15 protein-coding genes and 1 pseudogene are annotated in these 20,645 nt (G+C 68.0%); 12 read left to right on the top strand and 4 right to left on the bottom strand.

Annotated features, from left to right (window positions below; genetic code table 11):
• Positions 1-79: 79 nt before the first annotated feature.
• Positions 80-838 (top strand): alpha/beta hydrolase-fold protein, encoded by a 759-nt coding sequence (locus tag ACAM55_RS07575; RefSeq protein ID WP_369655421.1) that lies wholly within the window; start codon positions 80-82, stop codon positions 836-838.
• Here the strand turns inward: ACAM55_RS07575 and tsaD are convergent.
• Positions 774-1,835: a tRNA (adenosine(37)-N6)-threonylcarbamoyltransferase complex transferase subunit TsaD gene (gene tsaD / locus ACAM55_RS07570; RefSeq protein WP_369655420.1), complete on the bottom strand. Its 1,062-nt coding sequence runs from the start codon at positions 1,833-1,835 to the stop codon at positions 774-776. The genes ACAM55_RS07575 and tsaD overlap by 65 nt on opposite strands.
• A gap of 76 nt (positions 1,836-1,911) precedes the next feature.
• On the opposite strand from tsaD, the gene ACAM55_RS07565 reads away from it, so the two are divergent.
• From ACAM55_RS07565 to ACAM55_RS07550, 4 genes are all read left to right on the top strand, one after another.
• Positions 1,912-3,192, top strand: coding sequence for a nitrate- and nitrite sensing domain-containing protein (locus ACAM55_RS07565; protein ID WP_369655419.1), 1,281 nt, complete (start codon positions 1,912-1,914; stop codon positions 3,190-3,192).
• Positions 3,193-3,535: 343 nt separating this feature from the next.
• Entirely contained in the window at positions 3,536-4,780 is a 1,245-nt protein-coding gene (locus ACAM55_RS07560; RefSeq protein ID WP_369655418.1) for a CmpA/NrtA family ABC transporter substrate-binding protein, read from the top strand.
• Between the two features lie 13 nt (positions 4,781-4,793).
• Complete coding sequence (gene ntrB, locus ACAM55_RS07555; protein WP_369655417.1) at positions 4,794-5,732, top strand: nitrate ABC transporter permease; 939 nt, start codon at positions 4,794-4,796, stop codon at positions 5,730-5,732.
• A complete protein-coding gene (locus ACAM55_RS07550; RefSeq protein WP_369655416.1) occupies positions 5,729-6,538 on the top strand; it encodes an ABC transporter ATP-binding protein in 810 nt (269 codons plus the stop codon). The genes ntrB and ACAM55_RS07550 overlap by 4 nt, the downstream gene beginning before the upstream one ends.
• 25 nt (positions 6,539-6,563) lie before the next feature.
• On the opposite strand, the gene ACAM55_RS07545 is transcribed toward ACAM55_RS07550, so the two are convergent.
• A complete protein-coding gene (locus tag ACAM55_RS07545) occupies positions 6,564-7,862 on the bottom strand; it encodes an ANTAR domain-containing protein (protein ID WP_369655415.1) in 1,299 nt (432 codons plus the stop codon).
• A 257-nt stretch (positions 7,863-8,119) separates the two neighbouring features.
• Between ACAM55_RS07545 and ACAM55_RS07540 the strand changes: the two genes are divergently transcribed.
• Positions 8,120-9,388, top strand: coding sequence for a nitrate/nitrite transporter (locus ACAM55_RS07540; RefSeq protein ID WP_369655414.1), 1,269 nt, complete (start codon positions 8,120-8,122; stop codon positions 9,386-9,388).
• Positions 9,389-9,405: 17 nt separating this feature from the next.
• Here ACAM55_RS07540 and ACAM55_RS07535 read toward each other — a convergent pair whose 3' ends face one another.
• The gene (locus ACAM55_RS07535; RefSeq protein ID WP_369655413.1) at positions 9,406-11,106 is read right to left on the bottom strand and encodes a protein kinase; all 1,701 of its coding nucleotides are present in this window, start codon (positions 11,104-11,106) and stop codon (positions 9,406-9,408) included.
• Between the two features lie 73 nt (positions 11,107-11,179).
• Between ACAM55_RS07535 and nirB the strand changes: the two are divergent.
• The 6 genes and pseudogenes from nirB to cobA all read left to right on the top strand — a co-directional run bounded on the left by nirB (position 11,180) and on the right by cobA (position 19,554).
• Positions 11,180-13,623 (top strand): annotated as a pseudogene (gene nirB, locus ACAM55_RS07530) (nitrite reductase large subunit NirB).
• 23 nt (positions 13,624-13,646) lie between these two features.
• Complete coding sequence (locus ACAM55_RS07525; RefSeq protein ID WP_369655412.1) at positions 13,647-14,426, top strand: type IV pili methyl-accepting chemotaxis transducer N-terminal domain-containing protein; 780 nt, start codon at positions 13,647-13,649, stop codon at positions 14,424-14,426.
• Between the two features lie 10 nt (positions 14,427-14,436).
• On the top strand, positions 14,437-14,862 hold the full coding sequence (nirD, locus tag ACAM55_RS07520; RefSeq protein ID WP_369655411.1) for a nitrite reductase small subunit NirD: 426 nt from the start codon (positions 14,437-14,439) through the stop codon (positions 14,860-14,862).
• A 134-nt stretch (positions 14,863-14,996) separates the two neighbouring features.
• The gene (locus ACAM55_RS07515) at positions 14,997-17,792 is read left to right on the top strand and encodes a molybdopterin-dependent oxidoreductase (protein WP_369655410.1); all 2,796 of its coding nucleotides are present in this window, start codon (positions 14,997-14,999) and stop codon (positions 17,790-17,792) included.
• Positions 17,793-17,839: 47 nt separating this feature from the next.
• On the top strand, positions 17,840-18,745 hold the full coding sequence (gene ybiB / locus ACAM55_RS07510) for a DNA-binding protein YbiB (RefSeq protein ID WP_369655409.1): 906 nt from the start codon (positions 17,840-17,842) through the stop codon (positions 18,743-18,745).
• The gene (gene cobA, locus ACAM55_RS07505; protein WP_369655408.1) at positions 18,742-19,554 is read left to right on the top strand and encodes a uroporphyrinogen-III C-methyltransferase; all 813 of its coding nucleotides are present in this window, start codon (positions 18,742-18,744) and stop codon (positions 19,552-19,554) included. The genes ybiB and cobA overlap by 4 nt, the downstream gene beginning before the upstream one ends.
• A 7-nt stretch (positions 19,555-19,561) precedes the next feature.
• On the opposite strand, the gene ACAM55_RS07500 is transcribed toward cobA, so the two are convergent.
• The gene (locus ACAM55_RS07500) at positions 19,562-20,635 is read right to left on the bottom strand and encodes a hypothetical protein (RefSeq protein WP_369655407.1); all 1,074 of its coding nucleotides are present in this window, start codon (positions 20,633-20,635) and stop codon (positions 19,562-19,564) included.
• Positions 20,636-20,645: the final 10 nt, after the last annotated feature.

Raw genomic sequence — 20,645 nt, 5'->3', positions numbered from 1 at the left:
CATTTTTCTTCTTCGTGGGCGTCTCGCAAGCGCACCGAATCCTTGCGGTGCGGATTCGGGTGCCCCCTCAAGGCACACCATGATCACGCACCTCAAGCCAGCCAAAGACAATGAACGGTCCGAGACGCTCCTGGTCTTCCTGCCGGGCGCTTATCTGAAACCCGACGAATTCGAGCGCGAAGGCTTCATCAGCGCCGTCCGGGAGCGCCACCTGGCCGCCGATTCGCTGCTGGTGGATGCCGACGTTTCCTACTACTACGACCAGACGCTCAGCGAGCGCCTGCATGCGGACGTCATCGAACCGCAGCGGGCCAAGGGCTACAAGTCGATCTGGCTCGTGGGCATTTCCATCGGCGGCTTCGGCGCGCTGATCCATGAACTGTCCAGGCCAGGCTCGGTCGACGGCATCGTCGCGCTGGCCCCCTATCTGGGGCGGCGCGTTCTCGGCGCCGAAATCCTCAAGGCTGGCGGCCTGCGCGCGTGGCAGGCCCCCACCGGCCCGCAGCCCGACGAGGAAGTCGACCGCAAGCTGTGGCCGTGGTTCAAGCAATACCTGGAACCCCAGCAAGCCCAGAGGCTGCCGAAGCTGTATCTCGGCTTTGGCCTGGACGACCGCTTTGCCAGCAACCACAAGCTGCTGGCCGATGCCTTGCCCGAAGGCCGCGTCTTCACGACCGAAGGCGGCCACGACTGGCCGCAGTGGCGCCAGCTGTGGCGCAACATGCTCGACGTGCTGCCGGTGCCCTCGCTCGGCCGCTCACCGCGTCCTGCGGCTAGGCGGGCACCTGCGAGGGTGTCCCGGGTGCCATCAGCGACGTCATGGGCCATCGCGGCTTGACGTCGAAGGCATAACGCTCGCTGGCCTGCGCCAGGCCCGACTGCAGCCGCATGGCGGCCGCCATGGCGATCATCGCGCCGTTGTCGGTGCACAGATGCAGTTCCGGATAGTGCACGCGCACGCCGCGTTTCGCACAGGCGGCGTTCAATTGCTCGCGCAGGCTTCGGTTCGCCCCCACCCCGCCAGCCACGACGAGCCGCTTGAGGCCGGTCTGCTCGAGCGCCGCCATCGACTTCTTCAGCAGCACCTCGACGATCGCCGCCTGCGTCGACGCGGCAAGGTCCGCCTTGTTCGCTTCGAGCGCGGTGCCGAGCTTCTTGGCCTGCGTCAGCACGGCGGTCTTCAGCCCGGCGAAGGAGAAATCCAGATCGCCGCTGTGCAGAAGCGGCCGCGGCAGCTTGAAGGCGGTGGCGCTGCCCTTTTCCGCCAGCTTGGCCAGCCAGGGGCCGCCCGGATACGGCAGGCCCATGAGCTTGGCGCTCTTGTCGAAGGCCTCGCCGGCCGCATCGTCGATGGTTTCGCCCAGGAGCTCGTAGCGCCCGACGCCATCGACCCGCATCAGCTGCGTATGCCCACCCGACACGAGCAGTGCCACGAACGGAAATTCCGGCGGATCCGCACTCAGGAACGGCGACAGCAAGTGGCCTTCGAGGTGATGCACGCCGAGCACCGGCTTGCCGAGCGCCGCGCCCAATGCGCAGGCCACGCCCGCCCCCACCAGCAAGGCGCCGGCGAGGCCTGGCCCGCGCGTGTAGGCGACCACGTCGATTTCGGCCAGCGAGCGCCCCGCCTCGGCCAGCACGGTTTCGGTCAGCGGCAGCACGCGGCGGATGTGGTCGCGGCTGGCCAGTTCGGGCACCACGCCGCCATAGGCCTGGTGCATGGCGATCTGGCTGTGCAGGGCGTGCGCGCGCAGCAGCGGCAGCGCGTTGCCGTGCGATTCGACCAGCGCCACGCCGGTTTCGTCGCAGGAGGATTCGATTCCCAGGAGAAGCATCCTGCGAGTGTAGGCGGGGCGCAAATCCCGCACGGCACGGATGTTGCAGCACACCTGTCGCCCTCCCTTTCCCCTCATGAAATCCGGACTGAGTTTTCTGATCGCCGCCAGAAAGTGCGAAATCGACGAGCTGGACCAGCTCGCGCGCACCAGCGACCTGGTCGGCCTGATCGCGCGGCTCGTTCATGCGCTGCAGCGGGAGCGCGGCATGTCCAACGTCTTTCTCGCCTCGCGAGGCGTCCGCTTCGCCGACCAGCGCGATCCTCAGATTGCCGAATGCCTGGCGCTCGAACAGGCGGTACGCGCTGGATTCGACCAGCTCCAGACCGAGGCGCGTCCTGGAGCCACCGCCGGCAACAGCGCCCGCCTCTTCAGCCGCATTGCCTGGGTGCTTCCGGGGTTCGACGGCCTGCCTGCCCTTCGCCGCCGCGTCGGCGCGCTCGAGCTGACGCCCGCGCAGGCCACCGCGGCATTCGCCAAGCTCGTCGCCGGCTTGCTGGCCGTGGTGTTCGAAGCGGCCGACGGCGCCACCGACCCCGAAATCTCGCGCCTCCTGGTCGCGATGTTCAATTTCATGCAGGGCAAGGAATTCGCAGGCCAGGAGCGCGCGTTTGGCGCCGCCTCGCTGGCCGTGGGGCGCCGCGACGAGGCACAGCGCCAGCAATGGCTGCATCTCATCGAGCTGCAGGAGCGCTGCTTCCAGGTCTTTATCGATTTCTCCAGCAGCAGCGTGCTGGCGCTCTGGCATCACAGCCAGTCCGACGCGGCCACGGCCGAGATCGAGCGCATGCGCCGGATGAGCGTGACCTCGGCCCAGGCGGCTTCGGCCGCCGTACCCGACCCCCGGTTGAGCCAGGCGTGGTTCGACAGCTGCACGCGCCGCATCGACACCATGAAGACCGTCGAGGACCGCCTGGCCACCGACCTGCGCGAGCTCTGCGCCCGCAAGACCACGCAGGCGCGCAGCGAATTGCAGAAGTACGAGGAGGTGCTTGGCACCCTGGCGCCCCAAACCGAAGGCGCGGCCTTCTTCGACGACGCCGACACCCAGGCCACCGAGCCCGCCCAGTACGGCCGGCACCTGGAGCGCTCGGTGCTCGACATGGTTCAGGAGCAATCGCGCCGCCTGCAGGCCATGAGCGACGAGCTCGAGACCGTGCGGGCCTCGCTCAATGAGCGCAAGCTGGTCGAGCGTGCCAAGGGCCTGCTGATGGCGCACCGGCGGATGACCGAGGGCGAAGCCCACAAGATGCTGCTCAAGACAGCCATGAACCAGAAGCGCCGGCTCGTCGACGTGGCCGAGTCGATGCTCGCCATGGCCGACTACCTCCCTGTGGCCGAGCCGTCCCAACGCTGAAGAAACGGGCACGGGCGTTCGAATTGGTGCGGCGCACAACATTCGTGCACGGAACCGACTTTCCGGCCCAGCCCACCGTGCCGCACACCGGCAGCCGCTCTTCTGCTGCCTATTTGATAGCACCTGAGGGCCCGAAAAGCTGGCATACAGTTTGCTGAAGTAGTACATGGACCCAAGGGTCCCAGGCAGGCAGCACCCAACGGCGGGTGTTTGTCGACCGACATCGGACAAAGGCGTCCCCATCCCGCAAGGGCTCGTTTTCGAGCAGCCCTTGCGCGGTGCGGACGCCTTTTTTGTTTTTTGCTTTTCCTTTTTTGTCTGTCCTTCAACCGGAGCCCGTCACATGACCGACCTGCTGAAAACCCGCCTCAGCCGCCGCCGCGTACTGCAAGCCGCCGCCATTGGCGCCGTGGGAATCGATCCCGCGCTGCGCGCCGCCGTCTGGGCCCAGGGCTCCGACAAGCCGGAGAAGGAGGAAGTGAAGATCGGCTTCATCCCGCTGACCGATTGCGCCAGCGTGGTGATGGCTTCGGTGCTCGGCATCGACAAGAAGTATGGCGTGAAGATCGTGCCCAGCAAGGAAGCCAGCTGGGCCGGCGTGCGCGACAAGCTGGTCAACGGCGAGCTCGACATGGCACACGTGCTGTACGGCCTCGTCTACGGCGTGCACCTGGGCCTGAGCGGCCCCAAGAAGGACATGGCCGTGCTCATGACCCTGAACAACAACGGCCAGGCCATCACGCTGTCGAAGAAGCTCGCCGACAAGGGTGCGGTGGATGCCGCCTCGCTCGCCAAGCTCATCGCCGGCGAAAAGCGCGAATACACCTTTGCCCAGACCTTCCCCACGGGCACCCACGCGATGTGGCTCTACTACTGGCTGGCTTCCGCGGGCATCGACCCGTTCAAGGACGTCAAGAACATCACGGTGCCGCCTCCGCAGATGGTGGCCAACATGCGCGTCGGCAACATGGACGGCTACTGCGTGGGCGAGCCCTGGGGCCAGCGCGCGATCATGGACGGCATCGGCGTGACGGCCATCACGACGCAGGACATCTGGAAGGACCACCCCGAAAAGGTGCTCGGCACCACGGGCGACTTCGTCAAGAAATATCCCAACACGGCGCGCGCCGTCACCGCGGCCATCATCGAGGCCGGCAAGTGGATCGACACGGGCCTTCAGAACAAGAACAAGATGGCCGAGACCATCGCCGACAAGAGCTACGTGAACACCAGCGTGGACGCCATCAACCAGCGCATCCTGGGCCGCTACGTCAACGGCATGGGCAAGAGCTGGGACGACCCCAACCACATGAAGTTCTACAACGGCGGCGCCGTGACCTTCCCCTACCTGTCGGACGGCATGTGGTTCCTCACGCAGCACAAGCGCTGGGGCCTGCTGAAGGAGCACCCCGACTACCTGAAGGTGGCCACCGAGATCAACCGCATCGACATCTACAAGCAGGCCGCCGCCGCCACGCAAACGCCAGTACCCAAGGACCCGATGCGCAGCAGCAAGCTGTTCGACGGCACCGTGTGGGACGGCAAGGATCCGAAGAAGTACGCCGAGTCTTTCAAGCTGCATGCCTGAGGAGAAACACATCATGGTCAGCGCTGTATTCCATTCGCCCCTGGACGCCTCTCTTCCTCTATCGCGTGCGGCAGAGGGCCGGAGCGAGGCCGTGGCCCGCACCGAAGCGGCCCCTCTTCCCGCCCCTCCTCCTAAAAAGGAAAGGGAACAGAAGCAACGCTCACCCATCGATCTGCGGGCCTTCTGGATGCGCGTGCTGCCGCCGCTCGCCGGCTTCGGCCTGCTGGTGCTGATCTGGGAATTGGTCGCCATGAAAAGCACCACCGGCTTTCCGTCACCGCTGGCCACCTGGCAGCAGGCGCTCACGGTGTTCAGCGACCCGTTCTACAGCAAGGGTCCCAACGACCAGGGCGTGGGCTGGAATGTGCTCTCGTCGCTCCAGCGCGTGGCGCTGGGCTTCGGCCTCGCTGCGGCCGTCGGCATTCCGGCGGGCTTTGCCATCGGGCGCTTCGAATTCCTATCGCGCATGTTCAATCCGCTGATCAGCCTGCTGCGTCCGGTGTCGCCGCTGGCGTGGCTGCCCATTGGCCTGCTGGTGTTCAAGGGTGCCAACCCGGCGGCCATCTGGACCATCTTCATCTGCTCGATCTGGCCGATGGTGATCAATACCGCCGTCGGCGTGCAGCGCGTGCCGAGCGACTACATGAACGTGGCCAAGGTGCTCAACCTCAGCGAATGGAAGATCTTCACCAAGATCCTCTTCCCCGCCGTGCTGCCCTACATGCTGACCGGCGTGCGCCTGGCTGTGGGCACCGCATGGCTGGTGATCGTCGCGGCCGAAATGCTCACCGGCGGCGTCGGCATCGGCTTCTGGGTGTGGGACGAGTGGAACAACCTCAACGTCGCCAACATCATCATCGCGATCTTCGTCATCGGCATCGTCGGCCTGGTGCTGGAGTTCGCGCTCATCAAGCTTGCAACGGCATTCACGTTCGAAGAGGTGAAGTCATGAACGACGATTCGAAGTACATCGAGATCCACGGCGTCGAACAGGCCTTCAAGACGCCCAAGGGGCGCTTCCTGGCGCTGCAGGGCATCAACCTGAACGTGGCCAAGGGCGAGTTCGTCACGCTCATCGGCCATTCGGGCTGCGGCAAGTCGACGCTGCTGAACCTCATTGCCGGCCTGACCACGCCGACAGAAGGCGTGCTGCTGTGCGCGAACCGGGAAATCAAGGGTCCGGGCCCGGAGCGCGCGGTGGTCTTCCAGAACCACTCGCTGCTGCCCTGGCTCACCTGTTTCGAGAACGTGTACCTCGCGGTCGAACGCGTGTTTGCCGCCACCGAAAACAAGGCGCAGCTGCGCGCGCGCACCGATGCGGCGCTCGCGATGGTCGGCCTCACGCCGGCCGCGCAAAAGCGCCCTGGCGAAATATCGGGCGGCATGAAGCAGCGCGTCGGCATTGCACGCGCGCTGTCGATGGAACCCAAGGTGCTGCTGATGGACGAGCCCTTCGGCGCCCTCGATGCGCTCACGCGCGCCAAGCTGCAGGACGAGTTGCTCGCCATCGTGCAAAAGACCCAGAGCACCGTCGTCATGGTCACGCACGACGTGGACGAGGCGGTGCTCTTGAGCGACCGCATCGTGATGCTCACCAACGGCCCTGCCGCCACCATCGGCGAAGTGCTGACGGTCGACATCGCCCGTCCGCGCAATCGTGTCGAACTGGCCGAAGACCCCGTCTACGTGCACGCCCGCAAGGCGGTGATCGACTTCCTTTATACGCGCCAGGCGCACGTGGAGAAGGTTGCAGCCTGATACAACAGGCGCCGCACAACCGGAGTCAGGACATGATGACTTGCAGGCTGTGCTCGTACCAGGCTGTGAGGCGCTCGAAGGTGTCCACCAGCGCTTCGCTGGAACGCACCAGTGTCGCCCGGCCCTCGGGACTGTCGAGCGCCTGCACGCCGCCCACCAGGTGCAGCCATTCGTCGCGCGCGGCAACCAGCGCAGCGCGGATCTCGGGTGAGCTGAGGGGCGCGCGCTCCAGTTCGCCCAGCGCGGCCTCGAACTCGTTCATGGTCGGCAGCAGCCGGCCGCGCGAAGCCTCTGCCGCAATGGTCGAAGCGAGCAAGGCGTCTTTCGCCAGGCGCTGCGCGCGCATGCGCTGGCGGCCGCAGATGTTCACGATGCGCAGCGCGCGCCGCGCGCCGGAGGCTTCCAGCGCGTCCGTCATGGCCTCGGCGGCCGACAGCAAGGCCTCGCCACGCGCATCGATCTCGGCCAGCCCCTCGGGCACCGGCCGCGCGGCCAGCAAGGCGGCCAATCCATCCCAGGCCGTCCGCACCTCGCCCAGCGCCTGCACGCCGGACGCGCCCAGATCCAGAGTGGCCAGATGATCCAGGTTCTGCTGCACCCGCTCGGTCGATTGCGTGCGCAGGACCCGCGCGCGCTGCACGTCGATGCCGGCGAGCAGCTGCGCCGCCACGCGCACCAGCCGCTGCGAGAGCATGCGCAGCTGTCCGGCGCGGTTGATGGCATCGGCCCATTGCGCGGCCTCGATCACCGAGCGCGACACCTCGCCCAGCCTCAGGTTGGCATGCATGGCGGCACCGCGCAGCAGGCCGAAGGCTTCGTCCTCGCCGATGCCCCGTGCGGACATCAGCAGGCCCTTGGCGCGATCGACCCACTTGCGCTCGTCCATGCGGGTGCGCAGGCCGTCGAGTTCCGCCCGCAACACGGCTTCGCGCTGCCAGCGGGCCTGCGCCCGGGCGGTCAGCCCGGCCAGCGAAGCGCCGTCGATCGCATCGAGCGGCAGCCACGCATGCACGCCCAGCGCAACCAGCGCTTCGTGCTGCGCGCCGTCGAGCGGCGCGCTCACCAGGCTCAATGCGCACGGCGGGGCGCCGTTCCATTCCTTCAGCGCATCGAACAGCGCCTGCAGCTGATGCGCCGCTGCCGGCGCCGGCAGGCAGGCCAGCACCTGTTGCGGTGCAAGCACCCCCACCCGCTGCACCAGCGTGTGGCAGGTGGCCCGCTCGCTGGCGGCGGCGCCGGTATCCGCCAGCGCCTGCTGCAATGGCTGCGGCAACGGCGCGGGGTCGGCGAATTCATTGGGCAGGACGACGAGAAGGGACATCATGGCAAAGCGGTTGAGGGCACCGGAAGCATAGGCCACGCCTGCCCGCTCACGCAGGCACGCCTCTTGCATCAATCGGGGTGCGGTGTAACGAAGCACCGCTTTGGTGAAGCTGCAGGCTCCTGCATCCGTCCCGGCATTGCCCATGCCGGAACGCACCCCTACGCCGACAGCGTCCGCTGCCGGCACTCCGCCCCAACCCCGTCCGTCGACACGGCTCCCGAAGAGCTGCGCCGCGGCATTTCGCACGATTGAACGCCATGTCCAGTTTCAGGACCTTCTTGCAATCAGGCCACGGCCCGACGCTGTTCTCGGCCTTTCTGTACTTCTCGTTCTCCTGCTGCATCTGGGTGCTGAACGGTGCCATGGCGCCCTTCATCGGCGAGACCTTCGACCTCTCGCCCGCGCAGAAGGGCCTGATGCTGTCGGTGCCCATCATCGCGGGCGCGCTGATGCGCTTTCCGCTCGGCATCCTGTCGCAGTACATCGGCCGCAAGAACGCCACGCTGGTCGAGATGGGCCTGATCGCGGTGGCCATGCTTTTCGGCTTCTTCTTCGTGAAGAGCTTCAACGACCTGCTGGCCATGGGCGTGCTGCTGGGCATCGCGGGCGCAAGCTTCGGCGTGGCGCTGTCGCTGGGCTCGGGCTGGTTCCCGCCGCAGCACAAGGGCCTGGCCATGGGCCTGGTGGGCGCCGGCAACGTGGGCACCGCGGTGTCGGTGCTGGTGGCGCCGCCGCTCGCCCAGTGGCTCGGCTGGCAGGCGGTGTACGGCGTGGCCGCCGCGGCCATCCTGGTGCCGATGATCGTGATGATCGTGTTTGCCAAGGAGCCGCCCGACGTCGACAGCCACGCGAGTTTCCGCGAGCACATCGCCTGCCTGTTCGAAAAAGACGGCTGGGTGTTCAGCCTCATCTACGGCGTGACCTTCGGCGGCTTCATCGGCCTCACCACCTTCCTGCCGTCCTACTACTACGACCAGTTCGGCGTGAGCAAGGTGCAGGCCGGGCAGCTCACGATGCTGGCCGCCTTCATGGGCGCCGCAGTGCGCATCGTGGGCGGCTGGATCTCCGACCGCTGGGGCGGCGTCAACACCCTCACGTTGGTGCTGCTGGTGGTGGCTCTCGGCCTGGTGCTGGTGGGCATCTCGTCGTCCTCCCTGGCGCTCACCACGCTGCTCCTGATCGTGTGTTTTGCCGCGCTGGGCGCGGGCAACGGCGCGCTGTTCCAGCTGGTGCCGCTGCGCTGGCCCACGAGCACCGCGGTGGCCGGTTCGATGATCGGCGAGATCGGCGCGCTGGGCGGCGGCCTGGTGCCCAACGCCATGGGCCTGTCGAAGCAGTACCTGGGCAGCTATGTCTGGGGCTTCGTGTTCTTCGGCGCGCTCTCGCTGGTGATGCTGGGCGTGATGCGCGTCATGCAGATCCGCTGGACCCGCACCTGGGCCGAAAAAGGCGGCCGTGCGCGCACCTCGCCCCAGCCGGCGGAAACGAAGAAGTACGTCCCCCCACGGAAAGCGGCACGCCCATGACCTTCCTCCGCTCGCCGTCAGCGTGGCAGGAAGAGAAGCCACACCACGAGCAGTGCGTTGAACAGCAGCGACACGGCCAGCGCGATCTTGTAGAGCGCAGCCGGATCGCGGCGGATCAGCGGCGTGGCGGCGGGTGCGCTGACGGGGCGGGAAGCGCCCCGCTCCAGGGCGAGCAGCATTTCTTCGGCGGTTTCGAAGCGCTCCCTCGGATCGCGCGCGACGGCCTTGCGCACCAGGTGGTCGAGCCACACGGGCACGTCGGGCCGCAGGCGCGAGAGCGCAACCGGATCGCGCCGGTAGCGCGCCACCTGGTAGGGCTCGATCTCGCCGTAGGGCAAGTGCCCGCCGAGCCACTGGTACAGCGTGGCGCCGAGTGCGAACAGGTCGCTGCCGGGGTCGGCATGGGCGCCCTCCCATTGCTCGGGATTGATGTAGCTGGGCGTGCCGGCATGCAGCTCCCGCTGGGCCGAGCCTTCGCGTCCGGACAGCGCCACGCCAAGGTCGAGGATGCGCCATCGTCCGTCATCGCCCAGGTGCAGGTTGGCGGGCTTGATGTCTCGATGCACCACGCCATGGCGGTGCAGCCGGCCCAGCGCCTTGGTCACCTCGATGGCCGCCGTGACCACTTCGGCCACCGTGCCGCGGGCGCCGGATTTGCGCATCTGCTCCAGCGTGCGCCCGCCGTGCCAGTCGAACACGATGTAGAGCGCACTGGCGTTCTCGGACCGCTCATGCACGCGCACGAATCCGCCGCTGCCCACGCGCTGGCCCAGCCAGGCTTCGTGCGCGAGCATGGCGCGCTCCTGCGGATCGCTGGCGCGCGAGGGGTGCAGCGTCTTGAGCGCCACCAGCTCGCGCGTGGCCGCATTGCGCGCCTGGTACAGCAGGTGCACGCCGGTGTCGGCCACCAGGCCGGTGACGACATAGCCGTCGAGCGCATCGCCCACTTTCAAGAACGGCGGCGGCGCCAGGCGTCGGCCGTCGCCGAGCTCGTCGTCCAGCTGCCGCGCGTCCAGGCCCACGACGCGAATGACCAATGCGGTCGCGTTGTCGCGCGTGCCGGCATCGAGCGCCGCTTGCACCAGCGCTTCGCTCGCGTCCTCGGCACCGCCCTGCAGGGCCAGCTCGGCCAGGCGCTGCGGCTTGAGCACGCCGTGCACGCCGTCGGACGTGAGCACGAAGCAGTCTCCCACGCGCACGTCGCCTTCGACGTAGTCGACGCGCACCTGGTCGTCCAGGCCGATGGCGCGCGTCAGCCGGCTGCGCATGTCGGGATGCTCGAAGGCGTGGTCCTGGGTCAGCAGCATGGCCGGCTCGCCGTCGGTGCGCACGCGCCATGCGCGCGTGTCGCCCACGTGCGCCAGCGTGTAGCTCTGGCCATGCAGCACCAGCGCCGTCAAGGTGGTGAGCGCCGTACCCCCCCCCTGGCGACGCCGGTTGTGATCGGCGAGCCAGGCGTTCTGCGCGGCGACCAGGCGGTCGAGCGCGGCGGTCGGCTCCCAGGTGTCGGGCGTGGCGAAGTAGTCGGCCAAAAGCCCCATCACCGTGGTCTGCGACGCCTCCAGCCCGCGGCCGCCGGTGGACACGCCATCGGCAATGGCCGCGATGAGTCCGCGCGACTCCTCGCCGGGTGGCGCGTTGACGGCGCCAGCAAAGTCTTCGTTCACTTCGCGCGGTCCGCGCTGGCTGCTGTAGCCGATGTCCACTTCAAAGCTCATGGCGCCATTCTCCGCGTGCTTTCCACGCTCGCCCCGTGCTTCCTTTGCTTGATTCGTTGAAAGGCCCCACCCCATGAAGAAACTCAAACTCGTGATGGTCGGCAACGGCATGGCCGGCGTGCGCACCCTGGAGGAGCTCCTGAAGCTCGCCCCGGAGCTGTACGACATCACCGTCTTCGGTGCCGAGCCGCACCCCAACTACAACCGCATCCTGCTGTCGCCCGTGCTCGCCGGCGAGCAGACCGTGGAGGAGATCGTGCTCAACAGCTGGGAGTGGTACGCCGACAACCACATCACCCTGCACGCGGGCAAGAAGGTGGTCGAGGTCGACCGCGTCAAGCGCATCGTGCGTGCCGAGGATGGCACCGAGGCCGCCTACGACCGCCTCTTGATGTGCACCGGCTCCAACCCCTTCATGCTCCCGGTGCCCGGCAAGGACCTCCAAGGCGTCATCGCCTACCGCGACATCGCCGACACCGACTACATGATCGAGACCGCCAAGACCCACAAGCACGCGGTCGTCATCGGCGGCGGCCTCCTGGGCCTGGAGGCGGCCAATGGCCTGATGCTGCGCGGCATGAGCGTCACCGTGGTGCACGTCATGCCCTGGCTCATGGAGCGCCAGCTGGACGACGTGGCCGGCAAGCTGTTGCAAAAGTCCCTGGAAGAGCGCGGCCTCACGTTCCGCATCGGCGCCCAGACCCAGGAGCTGGTGGGCGATGCCGACGACGGCAAGGCCGGCCGCGTCAAGGCCATCCGCTTCAAGGACGGCACCGAAGTGGCCGCCGACCTGGTCGTCATGGCCGTGGGCATCCGCCCCAACACCGCGCTGGCCGAGCAGATGCGCCTGCACTGCAACCGCGGCATCGTCGTCACCGACACCATGCAGACCGTCACCGATGCGCGCATCTACTCGGTGGGCGAATGCGCCGCCCACCGCGGCATCGCCTACGGCCTGGTGGCGCCCCTGTTCGAGCAGGCCAAGGTCGCGGCCAACCACCTGGCCCAGTTCGGCATCGGGCGCTACCTGGGGTCGCTCACCTCCACCAAGCTCAAGGTCACCGGCATCGACCTGTTCTCCGCCGGCGAGTTCATGGGCGGCGAAGGCACCGAGGAGATCGTCATGAGCGACCCCTTCGGCGGGGTCTACAAGAAGCTGGTGATCAAGGACGACAAGCTGGTGGGCGCCTGCCTGTACGGCGACACGGTGGACGGCAGCTGGTACTTCAAGCTGCTGCGCGACGGGCGCAGCGTGCACGACATCCGCGACAAGCTGATGTTCGGCGAATCCAACATCGGCGACACCGGCCACGAGGGCCACAGCAAGGCCGCCAGCATGCCCGACGAGGCCGAGGTGTGCGGCTGCAACGGCGTGACCAAGGGCACCATCTGCAAGGCCATCAAGGAAAAGGGCCTGTTCACGCTGGACGAGGTCAAGAAGCACACCAAGGCCAGCGCCAGCTGCGGCTCGTGCACCGGCCTGGTCGAGCAGATCCTGATGTTCACCGCCGGCGGCGACTACTCGGCCACGCCCAAGAAGAAGGCCGTGTGCGGCTGCACCGACGCGAGCCACCAGGACGTGCGCGATGCCATCCGCAAGGAACACTGGCTCAGCCACGACGCGGTCTACCGGGGCCTGGGCTGGCGCACGCCCAACGGCTGCGCGACCTGCCGCCCGGCCGTGAACTACTACCTGATCTCGACCTGGCCCAAGGAGGCCAGGGACGATCCGCAGAGCCGCTTCGTCAACGAGCGCAGCCACGCCAACATCCAGAAGGACGGCACCTATTCGGTCATTCCCCGGATGTGGGGCGGCCACACCACGCCGGACGAGCTGCGCCGCATCGCGGATGCGGCCGACAAGTACAAGATTCCCACCGTCAAGGTCACGGGCGGCCAGCGCATCGACCTCCTGGGGGTGAAGAAGGAGGACCTGGAGGGGGTCTGGAAGGACATCGGCATGCCCTCGGGCTTTGCCTACGCCAAGAGCCTGCGCACGTGAAGACCTGCGTGGGCAGCGAGTGGTGCCGCTTCGGCACGCAGGATTCCACCCAGATGGGCAAGGACCTGGAGCGGGCGCTGTGGGCGATGTATTCGCCGCACAAGGTCAAGCTGGCGGTCTCGGGCTGCCCGCGCAACTGCGCCGAGGCGGGGATCAAGGACGTGGGCGTGATCGGGGTGGACTCGGGCTGGGAGCTGTACGTGGGGGGCAACGGCGGCATCAAGACGGAGGTGGCGCAGTTCCTGGTGAAGGTGAAGACGGCGGCCGAGGTGATGGAGTACTCGGGCGCGTTCCTGCAGCTGTACCGCGAGGAAGGCTGGTACCTGGAGCGCACGGTGCACTACATCGGGCGGGTCGGGCTGGACTATGTGAAGAAGAAGATCCTCGAAGACGCAGAAGGCCGCAAGGCGCTGTGGGAGCGGCTGCAGTTCGCCCTGGACGGCGAGCCCGATCCGTGGTTCGCCTCCAGCCAGGCTCAGGTGGATGTGCGGCAGTTCACGCCGCTGACGGCGTAAACGGAAAGCGCGGAGAAAAAAACTTGAAAAGAAGACTCTTCATCGCTTCCTCGGCGTTGGCCGCTGCAGGCGTCCGTGCGCAGGTGGCCGACCTCAACGATGCCATCAACAAGGCGGGCCGCCAGCGCATGCTGTCGCAGCGCGCGAGCAAGGCCTATCTCGCGCTGGCGCAGAAGGTGGAAACGCGCAACGCCCAGCAGGTGCTCGACAAGTCCATCGTGCTGTTCGAAAAGCAGCTGGCCGAACTCAAGGCCTTTGCGCCGAGCCCTGCCATCCGCAGCACCTACGACGCACTCGACGGCGCCTGGGGCGAGTTCAAGCGCGAGCTCACCGGCCCGACCGCCGGCAAGGAAGAAGCCGTCCGGATCGTCAAGCTCGACGCCGCCGTGCTCGCGCTTGCGCACCAGGGCACCACGCAGTACGAAGCCGCCTCGGGCAAGTCCGTGGGCCGGCTGGTCAACATCGCGGGCCGGCAGCGCATGCTGTCGCAGCGCATGGCCAAGTTCTACCTGGCCGGTGCGATGCAGATCGACGCGGCCGGCAGCACGGCCGAAATCGCCAAGTCACGCACCGAATTCCTGGCCGGCCTGGACACCCTGCGCAACGCGCCCGAAGCCACCGCCCCGATCCGCCAGGAACTGGTGCTGGCGGACGCGCAGTGGATGTTCTTCAACCGCGGGCTCCAGCGCCTCGAAGGCGCCGGCACCTCGCCCGCCCTCATGTCCGACGTGTTCGTGACCAGCGAAAACATGCTGGCCATCATGGACCGGGTGACAGGCATGTATTCCGACCTCAAAACCTAGAGACCCCATCATGAGTGAATGGAAAACCATCTGCCGTATCGACGACATCCCCGTGCTCGGGGCTCGCCGTGTGGCGCGCCCGGTGGGCGTGGACGTGGCAGTGTTCCGCAATGCCGAGGACCAGGTGTTCGCGCTGCTCGACCGCTGCCCGCACAAGGGCGGGCCCTTGAGCCAGGGCATCGTGTTCGGCACCAGCGTGGCCTGCCCGCTGCACAACTGGGCCATCGGCCTGGACGACGGCTGCGCCAAGTCGCCCGATGAGGGCTGCACCCCCAGGTTCGCGGTGAAGGTCGAAGATGGCCAGGTCATGATGAACGCGCTCGAACTCAAGACGCATGCCATCGATCTGGCTCCGCCGCGTGCCGGCCCCGGCGCCGCAACGGCCGGCAAGCTGGGCGACGAGAGCTTCGACGTGCAGGCGCCGCACGGCAGCTAGGCGCACTACAAGGCATCGACCCATGGAAGAAACTCGCTCCACCTGCCCCTACTGCGGCGTGGGCTGCGGACACGCCTTCGGCGGTCCGCTTCGCGGCGCATGTGAACGCCGCAACCTCCTTCTCTTATCCAACCATGGCTGAGACTCGCTCCACCTGCCCTTATTGCGGCGTCGGCTGCGGCGTCGTCATCGAATCCGACGGCGCGCAGATCACCGGCGTGCGCGGCGACCCCGACCACCCGGCCAACTTCGGGCGCCTCTGCACCAAGGGCTCGACACTGCATCTCACGGCCACGGCCACGGTCACGCGCCAGACACGGCTGCTGCAGCCCATGCGCCGGGCCGCGCGCGGTGCGGAGCCGGCGCCCATCGCATGGGACACCGCGCTCGACGGCGCTGTCGACAAGTTCGAACAGGTCATCCGCGACCACGGCCCCGACGCCGTGGGCTTCTACGTCTCCGGCCAGCTGCTCACCGAGGACTACTACGTCTTCAACAAGCTCGCCAAGGGACTGATCGGCACCAACAACATCGACACCAACTCGCGCCTGTGCATGAGCAGCGCGGTGGCCGGCTACAAGCAGACGCTGGGTGCCGACGCGCCGCCGGCCTGCTACGACGACCTGAAGCACGCCAACTGCCTTTTCATCGTGGGCAGCAACGCCGCGTGGGCGCACCCGATCCTGTTCCGCCGCATCGAGGACGCCAAGGCCGCGAATCCCGGGCTGAAGATCATCGTGGCCGACCCGCGCCGCACCGACACGGTCGAGATCGCCGACCTGTTCCTGCCGATCCAGCCCGGCACCGACGTGATGCTGTTCAACGGCATGCTGCACCTGATGCTTTGGGAAGGCTGGACCGACAACAGCTACATCGCGGCCCACACCTGCGGCTTCGATGCGCTGAAGGCCACGGTGCGCGAATGCACGCCCGACAAGGTGGCGCAGATCTGCGGCATCTCGAAGGACGACCTGCTCGCCGCGGCGCGCATGTTCGCAACCTCGCCGGCCACGCTGAGCCTCTATTGCCAGGGCCTCAACCAGTCGTCGAGCGGCACCGCGAAAAACGCTGCGCTGATCAACCTGCACCTGGCGACCGGCCAGATCGGCAAGCCCGGCGCCGGCCCGTTTTCGCTCACCGGCCAACCCAACGCCATGGGCGGACGCGAAGTGGGCGGCCTGGCCAACCTGCTGAGCGCGCACCGCGACCTGGCCAATCCGGCGCATCGGGCCGAAGTGGCGGCGCTGTGGAACCTGCCCTCCGTGCCGGAAAAGCCCGGCAAGACCGCAGTCGAGATGTTCCAGGCCGCGGCCGATGGCGAGATCCGCGCGCTGTGGATCGCCTGCACCAACCCCGCGCAGTCGATGCCCGACCAGGCCACGGTGCGCCGCGCCCTGGAGCGCGCCGAATTCGTCGTGGTGCAGGAAGCCTTTTCAACCACCGCCACCTGCGCCTTTGCCGACCTGCTGCTGCCCGCCACCACCTGGGGCGAGAAGGAAGGCACCGTGACCAACAGCGAGCGCCGCATCTCGCGCGTTCGCCCCGCGGTGGCAGCACCCGGCGAGGCACGCCACGACTGGTCGATCGCGGTCGACTTTGCGCGCCGGCTCGAACAGCGGCTCGGCCGCGCCCCAACGCTGTTTCCGTACGACTCCGCCGAACGGGTGTGGAACGAGCACCGCGAATCCACGCGCGGCCGCGACCTCGACATCACCGGCATGAGCTACGCGATGCTCGACACCGCAGGCCCGCAGCAATGGCCCCTGAAGGAAGGCGAGGCCACCGGCCGCGCACGCCTCTATGAAGACGGCATCTTCCCGACGCCGGACGGCCGCGCCCGTTTCGTCGACACGGTCTACAAGCCGGTGGCGGAGGCGCGCGAAGCGCGCTATCCGTTCTCGCTCAACACGGGCCGCCTGCGCGACCAGTGGCACGGCATGAGCCGCACGGGCACGGTCGGCCGGCTCTTCGGCCACGTGGCCGAACCGGTGGTGCAGATGAATGCGCAAGACATGGCGCGCCGCCAGCTGAATGACGGCGACCTGGTGCATCTCACCTCGAAACGCGGCTCCATCCTGCTGCCGGCGCGCGCCAGCGCCGAGATCGGGCTGAGCCAGGCTTTCGTCGCCATGCACTGGGGCGAGGAATACCTGAGCGGATGCTCGTCCACCGGCACGCCGCTGGCGGGCATCAATGCGCTGACCTCCCCCGTCTACTGCCCCACGTCGAAGCAACCCGAGCTCAAGCACACGCCGGTCAAGATCCTCAAGGCCGAACTGCCGTGGTCGCTGCTTGCCATGGCGTGGCTGCCGCCCGACACGGCGCTTGCCGCGCACCAGGCGCTCAAGCCGCTGATGGCGATGTTCCCGTTTGCCACCTGCGTGCCGTTCTCTGGCAACACGCCGGGCGAGGAACGCAGCGGCATCCTGTTTCGCGCCGCCGCGCACGACGCACCGGCGGACGAACTCATCGATCGCATCGAAGGGCTGCTCGGCCTCGTCGGCAGCGATGCCCTGCGCTACGCCGACCGCCGCCGCGGCCAGCGCCGCGTGGCACGGCTGGTGCGGCGCGCCGACGGCAATGCCGGCCTGGAGGCCTTCCTGCTGGGCGGCGACACCAGCGCCGAGGCCTGGATCGGCACCCTGCTGCGCGAGGAAATCCCGGCGCAGACCTACGGCCGGCTGCTGCTGTCGCCCGGCGCCCGCGCGCCCGTGGCGGTGCAGTCGCGCGGCCAGCCGGTGTGCACCTGCTTCAACGTGACCGACCTGGCGATCCGGGCCGAGCTGGGCCGCTGCAGCGGCACGCCCGAGGAGCGGCTGGCCTCGCTGCAAGGAGCACTCAAATGCGGCACCAACTGCGGCTCCTGCCTGCCTGAACTCAAGCGCATGGTGCGGGCCACCCCGGCCGAAACCGTGGTGGAGGGTGCATAAGCCGCCTTGCTTTCCGGCATAAGCATTGCGGGACAATCCGTGCACCCATGGGAATCAGCCAATACATCAAGGAAATCGGCCGCGGCGCGCGGGGCGCCAAGCCGCTGACGCGCGAACAGGCCACCGATCTGTTCGGCCAGGTGCTGGACGGCACCGTCACCGACCTGGAGATCGGCGGCTTCTGCCTCGCAATGCGCATCAAGGGCGAAACGCCGGAGGAGATGGCCGGTTTCCTCGATGCCACGCACGCCAGGCTCAACCGCCTGCCCGCCACCGACCGCCCGCTCGTCGTGCTGCCGAGCTACAACGGCGCACGCAAGCTGCCGGTGCTCACGCCGCTGCTGGCGCTGCTGCTCGCCCGCGAGGGCCTGCCGGTGCTGGTGCACGGCAGCGCCACCGAAACATCGCGCGTGCTCGCATCGAACGTGCTGGAGGCATTGGGCGTGCCCCTGCTCACGGCTGTCAGGCAAATCCCGTCCGGCGAAGTGGGTTTTGCGCCCACCGAACTGCTCAACCCCGCCCTCAAGCGGCTGCTCGACGTGCGCCGCGTGGTGGGCCTGCGCAACCCTGGCCACAGCGTGGTCAAGCTGATGCAGCCGACCACCGGCCCCTCGGTGATCGTGGCAAGCTATACGCATCCGGAGTACGCGCGCACCATGGGCGAGACCTTCGAGCTCATGGGCATGACCGCCCTGCTCTCGCGCGGGCTCGAGGGCGAAGTGGTCTCCGACCCGCGCCGCACCGCGCAGATCGACGGCTTCGTGCGCGGCGTGCGCAGCGAACTGCAGGCCCAGGCCGCGGGCACATCGAGCGAGGTGCCCGGCCTGCCGAAAGAAATCGACGTCGCGACCACGGCCGAGTACACGCGGCGCGTATTGAACGGCGAGCTTCCCGTGCCTGAAGCCATCGCCACGCAGGTCAGGCACATCACGCAACTGGCGTCCCACGCATGAACAGACCGATTTCTTCGTTTGCCACCGGAAGCTGCACGCTGGTGGGCGCCGGCCCCGGCGACCCCGAGCTGCTCACCATCAAGGCCGTCAAGGCGATCCAGGCCGCGACCGTGCTGCTGGTGGACGACCTCGTGAGCGAAAGCATCCTGGCCTCCTACGCCCGGCCCGGCGCGCGCATCGTGCACGTGGGCAAGCGCGGCGGCTGCAAGAGCACGCCCCAGGCCTTCATCGAGCGGCTCATGATCACCGCGGCGCACGAAGGCGAAACCGTGGTCCGGCTCAAGGGCGGCGACCCGTTCATCTTCGGCCGCGGCGGCGAAGAGGTCGAGCACCTTCGCGAAGCCGGCATCGAGTGCACCGTGATCAACGGCATCACTGCCGGCCTCGCAGCCGTCACCTCGCTCGGCGTGCCGCTCACGCACCGCGACCATGCGCAGGGCGTGGTGTTCGTCACCGGCCATGCCAAGACCGGCGCTGGCGCGCACGAAGACGCTACCGACTGGCGCGCGCTAGCGGCCACGGCGCACAACGCGCGGCTCACGCTCGTCATCTACATGGGCGTGGCGGGCGCGGGTCACATCGAACGCGAACTGCTCCATGGCCTGCCCGGCGACACGCCTGTGGCCGTGGTGCAGCATGCGAGCCTGCCGCAGCAGCGCCACATCACGACCACGCTCGACCGGCTGCAGGCCGGCATTGCCGAGGCCGGGCTCGCGAGCCCCGCCGTGATCGTGGTGGGCGACGTGCTGCGCGGGCTGGCCGCGGCGGCGCTGCCGGTGGGCACGGACGCCGGCCGCTTCGGCACCTGAGCGGCGATCAGAAAGAGAGAGCTCCGGCCATCCGGGGCCGCGCACGAAGTCCCGCGGCGTCCGGCGCATGCGGCGCGTGCAGCACGACCGGCGTGCGGCTTCCGAGGCTGGCCATGAGGGCGATCCAGCCGATGGCCAGGTTGCCATTCGACATGGCCAGCCGCTGCAGCTCGAGCATCAACGCCTGATACTCCTCGAGCACCTGGACCTCCGACATCTCGCCGCGGCTCATTCGCGTTTTGGCCTGCTCGAACGACACCTTCGCGTCACGCACGCGACGGTTTGCCACCGCCGCCGCATCGCTGGTAGCCTGCAGCTTTCGCAGGGCCTCGGCAACCTCTGCGCGGCCCTGCGCCACGGCCTCCGGGAAGAGCGGGTAGCCGGGGAGATCGGTATCGGCCTCCTGGCCTCCCTCGCCCGTGTCTTCCGCGGCATCGATCGTGCCGGCGAGCCCGGCTTGCGGATCGATGCCATAGAGCGCCGCGGCCAACTGGATGTCGTCCCTGTTCGCGAGCAGCGCCGCCGGCAGGGCTTGCGGCAGCGGCAGCGCCAAACGAGGCTGCTTGCGCGCCGCGACTTCATCGGCGATGGCCTTCTGCAGCGCCTCTGCGGACAGGCGCGAGCGCGCGGCCAGAAAGGCGAGCTGAACGTCGCGCTGCGCATCGATCTTTTTCATCGACGAAGTCGCGTCGGCTTCGCGGTGCTTCAACTCCTCGCGGAAATCGTCGTGCAGTGCGGGGCTGGCGGACACGAGTTGCAACTGGCGCCGTGCGGCGGCGCGCGCACTGTCGATGTAGGTCAGGCTCAGCATCTGGACCAGCAGCCCGACATACGCCGCCGAGACACCGACCTCCGGGGCCTGCATGTCCAGGCGGCCATTGGAAGCCGCGCCGCGCGATGCCTCTGCAACCAACGTATTCAGCGTTTCGCTTTCGAAGGCCAGCCACCAGGGACCCGCCGAGGCACGCGAGGCAGACGCTGCGGGCTGCCCCGCGCCATGCGTCAACGAGGGGCGCGCCATGGCGTGGCTCGCGCTGACGCCGGAGCCTGCGCAAGCGATGCCCAGCGCACCGATGAGCATCGCAACCATT

Source organism: Variovorax sp. V213 (assembly GCF_041154455.1).
GTDB lineage: Bacteria > Pseudomonadota > Gammaproteobacteria > Burkholderiales > Burkholderiaceae_C > Variovorax.
Note: the sequence above shows the minus strand (reverse complement) of the source record. Positions and strands in the feature narration are given on the sequence as shown.